The sequence below is a fragment of the Pseudomonas brassicae genome, assembly GCF_010671725.1.
GTDB lineage: Bacteria > Pseudomonadota > Gammaproteobacteria > Pseudomonadales > Pseudomonadaceae > Aquipseudomonas > Aquipseudomonas brassicae.
The window spans coordinates 1-13,846 of the sequence record NZ_JAAHBU010000056.1 but is presented as its reverse complement, the minus strand read 5'-3'; the positions used below and the strand labels follow the sequence as shown (position 1 = coordinate 13,846).

General features: G+C 62.9%; 13 protein-coding genes. 3 read left to right on the top strand and 10 right to left on the bottom strand.

The annotated features are described in order from the left end of the window. Positions 1-34: 34 nt before the first annotated feature. The 7 genes from G3436_RS05460 to trxA all read right to left on the bottom strand — a co-directional run bounded on the left by G3436_RS05460 (position 35) and on the right by trxA (position 6,593). Positions 35-565, bottom strand: a complete 531-nt coding sequence (locus tag G3436_RS05460) for a CbrC family protein (protein WP_163942160.1) — start codon at positions 563-565, stop codon at positions 35-37. A gap of 27 nt (positions 566-592) precedes the next feature. Next, a complete protein-coding gene (locus G3436_RS05455) occupies positions 593-1,234 on the bottom strand; it encodes an energy transducer TonB (protein ID WP_279538560.1) in 642 nt (213 codons plus the stop codon). A 51-nt stretch (positions 1,235-1,285) separates the two neighbouring features. Continuing rightward, entirely contained in the window at positions 1,286-1,936 is a 651-nt protein-coding gene (locus G3436_RS05450; RefSeq protein ID WP_163942155.1) for a gamma-glutamylcyclotransferase, read from the bottom strand. A gap of 277 nt (positions 1,937-2,213) precedes the next feature. After that, positions 2,214-3,182, bottom strand: a complete 969-nt coding sequence (locus tag G3436_RS05445; RefSeq protein WP_163942152.1) for a CDP-6-deoxy-delta-3,4-glucoseen reductase — start codon at positions 3,180-3,182, stop codon at positions 2,214-2,216. After that, positions 3,182-4,648, bottom strand: a complete 1,467-nt coding sequence (gene ubiD / locus G3436_RS05440; protein WP_163942149.1) for a 4-hydroxy-3-polyprenylbenzoate decarboxylase — start codon at positions 4,646-4,648, stop codon at positions 3,182-3,184. The genes G3436_RS05445 and ubiD overlap by 1 nt, the downstream gene beginning before the upstream one ends. 125 nt (positions 4,649-4,773) lie before the next feature. Further along, a complete protein-coding gene (rho, locus tag G3436_RS05435) occupies positions 4,774-6,033 on the bottom strand; it encodes a transcription termination factor Rho (protein ID WP_163942145.1) in 1,260 nt (419 codons plus the stop codon). Between the two features lie 230 nt (positions 6,034-6,263). Further along, the gene (gene trxA, locus G3436_RS05430; protein WP_163942142.1) at positions 6,264-6,593 is read right to left on the bottom strand and encodes a thioredoxin TrxA; all 330 of its coding nucleotides are present in this window, start codon (positions 6,591-6,593) and stop codon (positions 6,264-6,266) included. A 251-nt stretch (positions 6,594-6,844) separates the two neighbouring features. Here trxA and ppx point away from each other — a divergent pair, with 251 nt between their 5' ends. Beyond that, on the top strand, positions 6,845-8,347 hold the full coding sequence (ppx, locus tag G3436_RS05425; protein WP_163942166.1) for an exopolyphosphatase: 1,503 nt from the start codon (positions 6,845-6,847) through the stop codon (positions 8,345-8,347). Here ppx and ppk1 read toward each other — a convergent pair. Further along, positions 8,334-10,571 carry a polyphosphate kinase 1 gene (gene ppk1 / locus G3436_RS05420; RefSeq protein ID WP_420801174.1) on the bottom strand — a complete coding sequence of 746 codons (2,238 nt, stop codon included), beginning with the start codon at positions 10,569-10,571 and terminating at the stop codon, positions 8,334-8,336. The two genes, ppx and ppk1, sit on opposite strands and share 14 nt — an antisense overlap. Positions 10,572-10,590: 19 nt before the next feature. Continuing rightward, positions 10,591-11,601: a porphobilinogen synthase gene (gene hemB, locus G3436_RS05415; RefSeq protein WP_163942139.1), complete on the bottom strand. Its 1,011-nt coding sequence runs from the start codon at positions 11,599-11,601 to the stop codon at positions 10,591-10,593. 207 nt (positions 11,602-11,808) lie between these two features. On the opposite strand from hemB, the gene G3436_RS05410 reads away from it, so the two are divergent. Both G3436_RS05410 and elbB read left to right on the top strand, forming a co-directional pair. Beyond that, positions 11,809-12,453, top strand: coding sequence for a DedA family protein (locus G3436_RS05410; protein ID WP_163942136.1), 645 nt, complete (start codon positions 11,809-11,811; stop codon positions 12,451-12,453). Positions 12,454-12,569: 116 nt separating this feature from the next. Then, positions 12,570-13,238 (top strand): isoprenoid biosynthesis glyoxalase ElbB, encoded by a 669-nt coding sequence (elbB, locus tag G3436_RS05405; protein WP_163942133.1) that lies wholly within the window; start codon positions 12,570-12,572, stop codon positions 13,236-13,238. Positions 13,239-13,244: 6 nt separating this feature from the next. Here the strand turns inward: elbB and G3436_RS05400 are convergent, their stop codons facing one another. Next, a complete protein-coding gene (locus G3436_RS05400) occupies positions 13,245-13,706 on the bottom strand; it encodes a YaiI/YqxD family protein (protein ID WP_163942130.1) in 462 nt (153 codons plus the stop codon). Between the last annotated feature and the right edge of the window lie 140 nt (positions 13,707-13,846).

Below are 13,846 nucleotides of genomic sequence, written 5' to 3'. Positions count from 1 at the left end.
CCCCCCGTAAAAGGGGCTCTGGCCGCAAAGCCACTCAGCTCATGTCCCACGCCAACAACACCTGCTTGCACCCGCGGCACACGAACTTGTAGAAACCCGTATCCCCACCCGGCGCATAGCCCTGCGCCGCCCACGACCAGTCTTCCACGGTCATGCCGTTGTACTCGGCCCAGTGCTGCCGGGTCTCCGGTGTGGCCTGGCTGATATCCTCGGCACTGGCATCGCCATGAAACTCGCAGGCGTCGTTGCAGTGGTGCATCCACTGGCTGTCCTGCCACGTGGGATAACCCGGCGTACGGTAGGCGATTTCGTCGAGCACCTCAGGCTTTATGCCGTCCTCCTCCATCACATACACATCATGGAAGCTGCCGTCATACCGCGCGGCCGCCGAACCATCGGCAATGCACCACGGGCAGATCTCGCCCTCAAGCGTCTGCGCGGTGTACAAGGTGCCGTCATACAGGTAGCCACGCGCCTGCCCACAGCACACGCATGCCTCGCTGCTGGGCACGATGTAGTGAACCTTGCCGGGGTAATAGGTAAAGACCGGGAGAGGCGTTGTCATGGGATTCCTTTCTGAAAGAGGCGCGCCTCAAAGTGGCTTGAGCGCACGGTCACGCAACGGCTGCGGCCAGGCGTTGATGAACAGCATGTCGGGCAACCCGGCGCAGCGCTGTTCGATCGACGGCAAGGCCGCCTCGAGCGCCTGCTGCGCTTGCTCGAACTGCACCAGGGTGGGCGCTGCACGTGACGTCTGAGCCAGCATGCCGATTCCGACGGCCACGCTGTCCATCTGCCACAGCGGTTGTGTCGACCTGATCTGACGGTATTGGGCCAGGTACAGGTTGAACAGCTTGCACTGCATCTGCATCAGATCGGCCTGGGCATCGAGCGTAACCGATCTGGACTGTTCATCCATGCGAAAGACCAGGTCCTGCACCACATCGGTCTGCACCGGCTCGCCCTTGGCCACCTGCCAGGGCACGAAACGCGCCTTGGCGATGGCGGCCTTTACCGCGTCGCTGAACAACACGTGGTCACTGCGCTTGATCGTCACCTGGCTGATGGAACCGTCGCGCGAGTCGACCTGGTACGCCAGGCGCACGGTGCCTTCCACACCGGCCATCCTCATCGCCCGCGGGTACGCCGGAGCCGGCGACTGCGCAAAGGTGGGAACATGCTCGGCCTGCGCGAAGCAAGACCAGAAAAACACTGCGGCAAACCAACCTTTCATCCTTGATACCCAAAGCAACCCGTGATCAGGGGCGCGATGGTACCGCAGCTGTCAGGCCTTGTCCGCCGAATGGCAACGCTTGAAACGAGCTTCCAAGTTACGGTCCGGCATGGCATGGGTGCGCAGCGCCGCCAGGGTCTGCTCGACATAGTCGCGGGTACTGCCGTAGCGCCCCTTGGCACTGGCCAGGATATGGCTGAGCAAGGTATCGGGCAGGTTGCCGGCGTAACACGGCAGGTGACGTTCAAGCACGAACCCGAGGGCCTGCACCTTAGTGCCATCGTCGAGGCGGCAGTTGAGCCAGTGCGGGCGATACGCAGGATAGGGCATCTCGCGCTGCCACAATGCCAGCAACGAGTCGTGCAAACGCTCTTCGGGCAGGCGGTAGGCGAAGCCGCTGCAGGAGCCGCCGCGGTCCAGGCCAAACACCAGCCCGGGGCATTCCGGTGTGCCGCGGTGCTCGTGCGACCACAGGTACAGCCCGCGGTGGTAGCCATGCACCCTTGCACGCCTGCGCTCGGCCGCACTGCACTCCGGGCGCCAGATCAGCGAGCCGTAGGCAAACAGCCAGACCGGGCCGCCCTGATGCCGCGACATGGTCATGGCGAGCGACTGTTGAAGTTGCTCGTGCGTCAGTTGCTGACCGAAGTCGAGCACGGGAGGGTAGGCCAAACTCAGTGGTGCAGTTTCAATTGCCGACATGATCGCCGCCAGAATTCCCCGTGAACTTGAGAAGTCGTTCACTCTAAAGTCATTGCACTAACAAGGCATCGACCGTACGGCAGTTGGGCGCCTGAATACAAGCCCCTGCCGCAACAAAGCCGCCAGAACCGGGGCTTTCAAGCCTGCTGTTTCAAGTGTAGTAATAGTTTTTGACGGCGCTTGCAATCATTAACACCGGCCCGCCACTTATAACCGAGTAGGCCCGCCCCGGTTATTTAAACCGGCGCGTTATTGCAACGCGCCGTGACTCCCAAAGTTAGCCACGCGGGGCATAAGCGAATACATCGGCACGCATCTGGTGCGCGTCCATGCCGGCGCCCACCAAGGCGTCGAGGGTGGCGTAGATCATGCTCGGCGATCCGCTGGCGTACACATGCACGCCCGTCAGGTCGGCGATGTCCTCGCACACCGCCTCGTGCAACAGGCCGCAACGCCCCTCCCACCCGCACAGGTCGCTCACCACCTTGTGCAGGAACAGATTGGGCAATTGCGCCCATTCGTCCCAGTGTTCGAGCGTGTAGAAATCGTCCGGGCGGCGCACGCCCCAATACAGGTGCACCGGGTGTTTGAAACCGGCGGCGCGACAATGCTCGATCAGGCTGTGCATCTGCGCCATGCCGGTACCGGCGGCGATCAGCACCAGCGGCCCATCGGGCAACTCGGCCAGGTGGGTATCGCCAAACGGCAGCTCAACGCGTGCCATGCGGTTGCGCTGCAACTGCGCGATCAGCTCCAGCGCACTGCTTTCGCGCGCCAGCACGTGCAGCTCCAGGTCACGCCCGCGGTGCGGCGCCGACGCCAGCGAAAACGCGGCCTTGTCGCCCCCTTCGCGCTCGATCATCAGGTACTGCCCGGCGTGGTAGCGCGGCAGCTTGCCAGCCGGTGCGCGCAGACGCACGCGCCACACGTCGCCGCCCACAGCGACGCATTCGTTCAACTGACAGGCCAACTGGCGAACCGGCAGTTCGCCCAGGGCCAGCACGCCATCCCACAGCAACACGCAATCCTCCAGCGGCTCGGCGATGCAGGTGTACAGCTCGCCATGCTCGCGTACCTCGCCCTCCTGGCGCACGCGGCCTTCCACCAGCAGCGCCGCGCACACATGGCAATTGCCATTGCGACAGCTCTGCGGGCATTCGTAGCCCAGGCGCCGGGCGCCATCCAGGATGCGCTCCCCGGGGTTGAGTGCCAGCACCGCCCCGCAGGGCTGCAAGGTTACCTGCATTATTCTATTCCCAACTGAGTCCACAGCTCATCGATCCGTCGTGTGACGGCTTCGTCCTTGACGATGACCCGGCCCCATTCACGGGTGGTCTCGCCGGGCCACTTGTGCGTGGCGTCCAGGCCCATCTTCGAACCCAGGCCAGACACCGGCGAGGCGAAGTCCAGGTAATCGATCGGCGTGTTGTCGATCATCACCGTATCGCGCTTGGGGTCCATGCGCGTGGTGATGGCCCAGATCACGTCGTTCCAGTCCCGTGCGTTGATGTCGTCGTCGGTGACGATGACGAACTTGGTGTACATGAACTGGCGCAGGAACGACCACACACCCAGCATCACACGCTTGGCGTGGCCCGGGTACTGCTTCTTCATGGTCACCACCGCCATGCGGTACGAGCAGCCCTCGGGCGGCAGGTAGAAATCGGTGATCTCGGGGAACTGCTTCTGCAGGATCGGCACGAACACTTCGTTCAACGCCACGCCGAGGATCGCCGGTTCATCCGGCGGACGGCCCGTGTAGGTGCTGTGGTAGATCGGCTTGAGGCGGTGGGTGATGCGCTCGACGGTGAACACCGGAAAGCTGTCCACCTCGTTGTAGTAGCCGGTGTGATCGCCGTACGGGCCTTCCGGGGCCATCTCGCCCGGGTGGATCACGCCTTCGAGGATGATCTCGGCGGTGGCCGGTACCTGCAGGTCGTTGCCGCGGCACTTGACCAGCTCGGTGCGGTTGCCACGCAGCAGGCCGGCAAAGGCGTACTCGGACAGGCTGTCGGGCACCGGCGTGACGGCGCCCAGGATGGTCGCCGGGTCGGCGCCCAACGCCACGGCCACCGGGAACGGCTGGCCCGGGTGCTTCTCGCACCATTCGCGGTAATCCAGCGCGCCGCCACGGTGGCTCAACCAGCGCATGATCACCTTGTTGCGCGCGATCACCTGCTGGCGGTAGATGCCCAGGTTCTGGCGGTCCTTGTTCGGCCCGCGGGTAACGGTCAGCCCCCAGGTGATCAGCGGCGCCACATCGCCAGGCCAGCAATGCTGGATGGGCAACGCACCGAGGTCGACATCGTCCCCCTCGATCACCACCTCGTGACAGGGCGCATCCTTGATCACCTTGGGCGCCATGGCGATGACTTTCTTGAAGATCGGCAGCTTCGACCAGGCATCCTTGAGCCCCTTGGGCGGCTCGGGCTCCTTGAGGAAGGCCAGCAGCTTGCCGATCTCGCGCAGCTCGCTGACCGACTCGGCGCCCATGCCCATGGCCACCCGCTCCGGGGTGCCGAACAGGTTGCCCAGCACCGGGATGTCGTAACCGGTCGGGTTCTCGAACAGCAACGCCGGGCCCTTGGCACGCAGGGTGCGGTCGCAGACTTCGGTCATTTCCAGGATAGGAGAGATGGGAACCTGGATGCGCTTGAGTTCGCCGCGCTGTTCCAGGCCGCGGATAAAGTCGCGCAAATCGCGATACTGCATGCGGGAGCCTCGTGTTCGCCGTATCGGTCGGGGGGCAAAGTGTAGCGCCGAACCCGGTCGGCCAGAATAGCCAATGTGCAGATAGCAAAAAGCCGGGTTTCCCCGGCTTTTGCGTACCGCCTGTGTTACTTGCGCTTCATCGACAGGAAGAACTCGTCGTTGGTCTTGGTCTGCTTGAGCTTGTCGACCAGGAACTCGATCGCGGCGATCTCGTCCATCGGGTGCAGCAGCTTGCGCAGGATCCACATGCGCTGCAGCTCGTCGTCGGCGGTCAGCAGCTCTTCGCGACGCGTACCCGAACGGTTGATGTTGATGGCCGGGAACACACGCTTCTCGGCGATACGACGGTCCAGGGGCAGTTCCATGTTGCCGGTACCCTTGAACTCTTCGTAGATCACTTCGTCCATCTTCGAGCCGGTTTCGACCAGCGCGGTGGCGATGATGGTCAGCGAACCGCCTTCCTCGATGTTACGCGCCGCACCGAAGAAACGCTTCGGCTTCTCCAGCGCGTGGGCATCGACACCACCGGTCAGGACCTTGCCGGAACTCGGGATCACGGTGTTGTAGGCACGTGCCAGACGGGTGATCGAGTCGAGCAGGATGACCACGTCCTTCTTGTGCTCGACCAGGCGCTTGGCCTTCTCGATGACCATCTCGGCCACTTGCACGTGACGGGTTGGCGGCTCGTCGAAGGTGGAGGCAACCACTTCGCCGCGCACGGTGCGCTGCATTTCGGTCACTTCTTCCGGGCGCTCGTCGATCAGCAGGACGATCAGGTGGCACTCGGGGTTGTTGCGCGTGATGTTGGCCGCGATGTTCTGCAGCATGATGGTCTTGCCCGCTTTTGGCGGGGCGACGATCAGGCCACGCTGGCCCTTGCCGATTGGCGCACACAGGTCGATGACACGACCGGTGAGGTCTTCGGTGGAACCGTTGCCGGCTTCCATCTTCAAGCGCTTGGTCGGGAACAACGGCGTCAGGTTCTCGAAGAGGATCTTATTCTTCGCGTTCTCTGGACGGTCGTAGTTGATGGTGTCGACCTTGAGCAGCGCGAAGTAACGCTCGCCTTCTTTAGGCGGGCGGATCTTGCCGACGATGGTGTCACCGGTGCGCAGGTTGAAGCGACGGATCTGGCTAGGCGAGACATAGATGTCGTCCGGGCCGGCCAGATAGGAAGCATCGGCCGAACGCAGGAAGCCGAAACCGTCCTGGAGAATCTCCAGCACGCCGTCACCGGAGATTTCCTCGCCGCTTTTAGCGTGCTTTTTCAACAGGGAGAAAATCACGTCCTGCTTGCGCGAACGGGCCATATTTTCTATGCCCATCTGTTCGGCCAATTCGAGCAGATCGGTAATCGGCTTTTGCTTGAGTTCAGTCAGATTCATAAGGGGAATGACGTAATCATGTAAGAAGGGGGAATTAAGCTTCTGGCTTAATGAAGCCGCGCCGCAGAGAAGGCGACAGGATCGCGTACTAATTCGAATTGAGGTGCGTCGGCGACGGCGTGCAGGGGGCACCGAAAGAAACAGTGCGAGGCCGAATGTATCACTTGCATTTTCTGGCGTCTAGTCACCAGAGAGAGAAAAGCCCCGACAAATGCGGGGCTTTTTTCGACTCAGATATTGGCGTCGAGGAACGCCTGCAGCTGAGATTTGGACAGCGCGCCCACCTTGGTCGCCTCGACATTGCCGTTCTTGAACAGCATCAGTGTCGGGATACCACGTACGCCGTGCTTGGCCGGGGTTTCCTGGTTGTCGTCGATGTTGAGCTTGGCGACGGTCAGTTTGCCCTCGTAGGTAGCGGCGATGTCGTCCAGTACCGGCGCGATCATTTTGCATGGGCCGCACCATTCAGCCCAGTAGTCGACCAGCACCGGACCTTGAGCCTGCAAGACTTCGGCTTCGAAGGTGGCGTCAGTGACGTGTTTGATAAGATCGCTGCTCATGGAAGTCTCCAAGGTCGTAAGCAAAAAAACGTGGCCCATCATAGCCGCCCTCGCCGTCGACAGGAAGCCACGCGCGATTGAGTGTAACTATAGTTATGCACGACGCAGCCAATCGACTGTCACATCAAAGACACATTAAAGTCATATAACCGAGCCCCCACTGCCCTGTATCAAGCCTTGTCACGCTGCGCGTTGGCGTCAGCGGCGGATCGTGGCACGATTGCCGGGTTATCGACCGAGATCCCATGACCATGCCGCAAAACCCAGCCAAGAATCTGTCCTTGATCGCTGCTATCGACCTGGGCTCCAACAGCTTCCATATGGTCGTGGCCAAGGCCCACCACAATGACATCCGCATCCTGGAACGGTTGGGAGAAAAGGTTCAGTTGGCCGCCGGCATCGATGAAGAGCGCCAGCTCAGCGAAGAGTCCATGCAGCGCGGGCTCGACTGCCTCAAGCGCTTTGCCCAGCTGATCAATGGCATGCCCGACGGCGCGGTGCGCATCGTCGGCACCAACGCGTTGCGCGAGGCACGCAACCGCGGCGAATTCATCCGCCGCGCCGAAGCCATTCTCGGACACCCGGTCGAGGTCATTTCCGGCCGCGAAGAGGCGCGCCTGATCTACCTGGGCGTCTCGCACACCCTGGCCGACACCCCCGGCAAGCGCCTGGTGGCCGACATCGGCGGCGGCAGTACCGAGTTCATCATCGGCCAGCGCTTCGAGCCGCTGCTGCGCGAAAGCCTGCAGATGGGCTGCGTGAGCTTCACCCAGCGTTACTTCCGCGACGGCAAGATCACCCCGGCACGCTACGCCCAGGCCTACACGGCCGCGCGCCTGGAGCTGATGAGCATCGAGAACGCCCTGCACCGCCTCACCTGGGATGAAGCCATCGGCTCCTCGGGCACCATCCGCGCCATCGGCCTGGCCCTCAAGGCCGGCGGCATGGGCAATGGCGAGGTCAACGCCGAGGGCCTGGCCTGGCTCAAGCGCAAGCTGTTCAAGCTGGGCGACACCGACAAGATCGACTTCGAAGGGGTCAAGCCGGACCGACGCACCATCTTCCCGGCAGGCCTGGCGATTCTGGAGGCGATCTTCGACGCGCTGGAACTGCAACGCATGGACCATTGCGATGGCGCCCTGCGTGAAGGCGTGCTGTACGACCTGCTGGGCCGTCACCACCATGAAGACGTGCGCGAGCGCACCCTGACCTCGCTGATGGAGCGCTACCACGTCGACCTGGGCCAGGCGGCGCGGGTGGAACGCAAGGCACTGCATGCCTTCGACCAGGTGGCCAAGGCATGGGAGCTGGAAGACGGGATCTGGCGCGAACTGCTGGGCTGGGCAGCCAAGGTGCATGAAGTGGGCCTGGACATTGCCCACTACCATTACCACAAGCACGGTGCGTACCTGATCGAACACTCCGACCTGGCCGGCTTCTCCCGCGAAGACCAGCAGATGCTGGCCCTGCTGGTGCGCGGGCACCGCCGCAACATCCCCAGGGACAAGTTTGCCGAGTTCGGCGACGAAGGCGTGAAGCTGATTCGCCTGTGCGTGCTACTGCGTTTCGCGATCCTGTTCCATCACATTCGCGGCACCCAGCAGATGCCGGCGGTGAAGCTGCACGCGGCAGGCCAGAGCCTGGACGTGGAGTTCCCCAGCGGCTGGCTGGAGCAGAACCAGCTGACCCAGGCCGACTTCGGCCTGGAGGCCGACTGGCTGGCCCGGGTCGGCTTTACCCTCAGCGTACGATAAGCACCGGGTTGCTCAGGCGCTCGAGCAGAGTGGCCTGGGCACTGCGCGCGTTCTGGTTGCCGGTCGGCGTGCTGCGCACGTAGCGGCCGTCCGACTGCAGAATCCACGCGTGGGTGTTGTCGGTCAGGTACCCCTCCAGCTCCTTTTTCACGCGCAGGATCAGCTTCTTGCCCTCGACCGGGAAGCAGGTCTCGACGCGCTTGTCGAGGTTGCGCTCCATCCAGTCGGCACTCGACAGGAACATCTGCTCTTCGCCGCCGTTGAGGAAGTAGAACGCCCGCGTGTGCTCCAGGAAGCGGCCGATGATCGAGCGTACGTGAATGTTGTGCGACACGCCCGGGATGCCCGGCCGCAGGCAGCACATGCCACGCACCACCAGGTCGATGCGCACGCCCGATTGGCTGGCCTTGTACAGCGCCTTGATGATCTTGGGGTCGGTCAGCGAGTTGAACTTGGCGATGATATGCGCCGGCTTGCCCTCGACGGCAAACTGGGTTTCGCGCGCAATCATGTCGAGCATGCCCTTCTTCAGGGTGAACGGCGCGTGCAGCAGCTTCTTCATGCGCAGGGTCTTGCCCATGCCGATCAACTGGCTGAACAGCTTGCCAACGTCTTCGCACAAGGCGTCATCCGAGGTCAGCAGGCTGTAGTCGGTGTACAGGCGTGCGTTGCCGGCATGGTAGTTGCCGGTACCCAGGTGCGCGTAGCGCACGATCTCGCCGGCCTCGCGGCGCAGGATCAGCATCATCTTGGCGTGGGTCTTGAAACCGACCACGCCGTAGATCACCACCGCACCCGCCGCCTGCAGGCGGCTGGCCATCTGCAGGTTGGACTCTTCGTCGAAACGCGCGCGCAATTCGATCACCGCCGTAACCTCCTTGCCGTTACGCGCGGCATCCACCAGCGCATCGACGATCTCGGAGTTGGCGCCACTGCGGTACAGGGTCTGGCGCACCGCCAGCACATGCGGGTCTTTGGCGGCCTGGCGCAGCAGGTCGACCACCGGGGTGAACGACTCGAAGGGGTGCATCAGCAGGATGTCCTGCTTGCTCACCACGCTGAAAATGTTCTCGCTGTTCTGCAACAGCTTGGGGATCGCCGGGGTGAACGGCGTGTATTGCAGCTCGGGGTGGCTGTCCAGGCTGGTGATGCTGAACAGGCGCGTGAGGTTGACCGGGCCCTTGACCTGGTACACCTCGTGCTCGCTTAGGCTGAACTGCTTGAGCAGGTAGTCGGACAGGTGCTTGGGGCAGGTGTCGGCCACTTCCAGACGCACCGCATCACCGTAGCGGCGCGAGAACAGTTCACCGCGCAGCGCGCGGGCCAGGTCTTCGACATCTTCGGAGTCCAGCGCCAGGTCGGCGTTACGGGTCAGGCGGAACTGGTAGCAGCCCTTCACCTTCATGCCCTGGAACAGGTCATCGGCGTGGGCATGGATCATCGACGACAGGAACACATAGTTGTCGCCGGTGCCACCGACCTCTTCAGGCACCTTGATCACCCGCGGCAGCAGGCGTGGCGCCGGAATGATCGCCAGGCCCGAATCGCGCCCGAAGGCGTCGACGCCTTCAAGCTCGACGATGAAGTTCAGGCTCTTGTTCACCAGCAGCGGGAACGGATGGGTCGGGTCCAGGCCGATCGGGGTGATGATCGGCGCGATCTCGTCACGGAAGTAGCGACGCACCCAGGTCTTGAGCTTGGTGGTCCAGTGCCGGCGGCGGATGAAGCGGATCTGGTGTTTCTCCAGCTCCGGCAGCAGCACATCGTTGAGGATCGCGTACTGGCGATCAACCTCGACATGCACCAGCTCGCTGATGCGCGCCAGTGCCTGGTGCGGCTGCAAGCCGTCGGCCCCGGCCTGCTCACGGGCGAAGGTGATCTGCTTCTTCAGGCCCGCCACACGAATCTCGAAGAACTCATCCAGGTTGCTGGAGAAGATCAGCAGGAACTTCAGTCGCTCCAGCAGCGGGTAGGACTCGTCCAGCGCCTGTTCCAGCACGCGGATGTTGAACTGCAGCTGGGACAATTCGCGATGGATGTACAGGCTGCTGTCGTCCAGGCCCGGCACCACAATCGCCGGTGCTGGCGCAGGCGCAGCGACCGCTGCAGGCGCTTCGACCTCGGCTACCGGCACAGGCTCGGGCGCCGGCGGGGTTTCGACCATCTGCTCGGGCACGGGCTGGGCATCCTTCACTTCGACTTCGGTTAGTGCTTCGTTATTCATGTGGCGTTCCTGAAGGGCGTTACTGCCCTCTCATCAATTGTGCGGCGCGAACAGCGAAATAGGTCAGGATGCCGTCGGCGCCCGCCCGTTTGAAAGCGGTAAGGGATTCGAGAATGACCCCTTCGGAGAGCCAGCCGTTCTGGATCGCGGCCATGTGCATCGCGTACTCGCCACTGACCTGGTAAACAAAGGTCGGCACCTTGAACTCATCCTTGACCCGCGCAAGGATATCCAGATACGGCATGCCTGGCTTGACCATTACCATGTCCGCGCCTTCAGACAGGTCGGCGGCCACTTCGTGCAGGGCTTCGTGGGTGTTGGCCGGGTCCATCTGGTACGAGGCCTTGTTGGCCTTGCCCAGGTTCAGCGCCGAGCCGACCGCGTCGCGGAACGGGCCGTAGTAGGCGCTGGCGTACTTGGCCGAGTAGGCCATGATGCGCACGTTGACGTGGCCAGCCAGCTCCAGTGCCTCGCGGATCGCCTGGATACGCCCGTCCATCATGTCCGACGGCGCCACCACCTGGGCACCGGCCTCGGCATGCGACAACGCCTGACGCACCAGCGCATCGACGGTAATGTCGTTCTGCACGTAACCCTCGTCATCGAGGATACCGTCCTGGCCATGGGTGGTGAACGGGTCGAGGGCAACGTCGGTGATCACCCCCAGCTCCGGGAAGCGCTCACGCAGCGCGCGGGTGGCGCGCTGGGCAATCCCCTCGGGGTTCCAGGCTTCGGCGCCATCCAGGGATTTCTTTTCAGTCGGGGTCACCGGGAACAGCGCCAGGGCCGGAATGCCCAGCTTCACCCATTCTTCGGCGGCCTCAAGCAACAGGTCGATGGTCAGGCGCTCGACGCCCGGCATCGAGGCGACTTCCTCGCGACGGTTTGCACCGTCCAGCACGAATACCGGCAGAATCAGGTCATCAACAGTCAGTGTGGTTTCGCGCACCAGGCGACGAGAAAAGTCGTCACGGCGGTTGCGACGCAGGCGAGTGGCAGGAAACAAACGGTTAGCGGGGGTAAAGCTCACGGCAGACTCCTGAGCCCGCGCAGGCGGGCGAGCGCGACAGTTATAAGCAGCCATTATGACGCCCGTATGACAGCCCGGGGCAAGCCTGCGACTTATGGACGCATTCATTCTCCGTGTAGGAATTGTTCACGTCGAGACACATTTGGACACTTTCCCTAAAGCCTCCCAGGGGTTAGGCTGCGCGTTCATTTCGCCAGCACCCAGAAAATGCTTGAACAATTCCTGCAGGATTTCGGCTATTTTGCCCTTTTTCTAGGCACCTTTTTTGAAGGTGAGACCATTCTGGTTCTCGCCGGATTTCTTGCGTTCCGTGGCTACATGGATATCAACATGGTGGTGCTGGTCGCCTTCTTTGGCAGCTATGCGGGCGACCAGTTGTGGTACTTCATGGGCCGCCGCCATGGGCGCAAACTGCTGGCGCGCAAACCGCGCTGGCAGTTGATGGGCGACCGTGCGCTGGAGCATATCCGCCGGCACCCGGATATCTGGGTGCTGAGCTTTCGCTTCGTCTACGGCTTGCGCACGGTGATGCCGGTGGCCATCGGCCTGTCGGGCTACCCGCCACGCCGTTACCTGCTGCTCAATGGCATTGGCGCGGCGGTATGGGCCTTGGCCCTGGGCGCGGCGGCCTACCACTTCGGCGCGATTCTCGAAGGCTTGCTGGGCAACGTGAAGAAGTATGAGCTGTGGGTGCTCGGCGCGCTGCTGCTGCTCGGTGCCGCGCTGTGGCTGCGCCGTCGCTTCAAGGCCGCGCGCATTGCCCGCCAGGAAGCAGCTGCGGCCCAGGCCGAGCAGGCCCACGGGGCTGCCGGCCAGGACCAGCACCCGCGCGAAGGTAGTGAGCGGCCATAGCCGCATCTGCCCTGCCTCACGAATGAACACTCCCGGTTCGTTGCGATCTATGTAGAGAGCATGGCGGACATGGCCAAATTAAGGGACATTTAGCGCCTTGAACGGGAGTAGTGAGCATGACCAAGAAAAAAGTTGCAGTGATCCTGTCCGGTTGCGGCGTTTATGACGGTGCAGAAATCCACGAGAGCGTCATCACCCTGCTGCGCCTTGATCAACGCGGCGCACAGGTACAGTGCTTCGCGCCGAACATCGCGCAGATGCATGTGCTCAACCACCTCACCGGCGAAGAGATGCCCGAATCGCGCAATGTGCTGGTGGAGTCGGCGCGCATTGCCCGCGGCGACATCAAGGACCTGCGCGAAGCCGATGCCAAGGACTTCGATGCGCTGATCGTGCCAGGCGGTTTTGGCGCAGCCAAGAACCTCTCCAATTTTGCCGTCGAAGGCTCGGCCTGCAGCGTACACCCCGACGTGCTGGCCCTGGCCGAAGCCTTTGCCGAAGCCGGCAAGCCAGTGGGCCTGATCTGCATTTCACCGGCGCTGGCCGCCAAGATTTACGGCCCGGGCGTGGTCTGCACCATCGGCAACGACGCCGACACCAGTGCGGCCATCGTCAAGATGGGCGCCACCCATGAAGACTGCGATGTGCACGACATCGTCGAAGACACCCAGCGCAAGCTGGTCAGCACCCCGGCCTACATGCTGGCCCAGAGCATCAGCGAAGCGGCAGGCGGGATCTACAAGCTGGTCGACCGGGTGCTGGAACTGACCCACGAAAACGACTGACCAACCTCAGCGCGCAAATTCGCGCGCCAGGCGGGTAAGAATGCGGTCCAGCGCATTGGCGAACGCCTGCTTCTCGCGCTCGCCGTAGGGCGCCTGGCCGCCACCGACCTGGCCTTGTTCGCGCAGGTCGGTGAACAGGTTGCGTACCGCCAGGCGATCACCCATGTTGCGCTCGTCGAACTCGCGCCCACGCGGGTCGAGGGCGGCCACGCCCTTCTTGACCAGCCGATCCGCCAGCGGCACATCGCTGCAGATCACCAACTCGCCGGGCACGGCGTGCTCCACCAGGTAATCGTCGGCAGCGTCCGGGCCGCTGGGCACCACGATCAGCCGCACGCAGGCGAAGGCCGGCTTGATCTGGCCCTGGCCGGCAACCAGCACCACCTCGAACTGACGCTTGAGGGCAAATTTGACCAGTTGGTCCTTGGCTGCCTTGGGGCAGGCGTCGGCGTCGATCCAGACACGCATGGTTGGGTTATCCACAGCTGAGAAAAAAAGGGCACAGTATCCCTCCTGAACACCGGTTTTGCAGCCTTCGCTGGCAAGCCAGCTCCCACAGGTCAAGTATGGCCCTCAACGACACCGCTCTCCGTGTGGGAGCTGGCTTG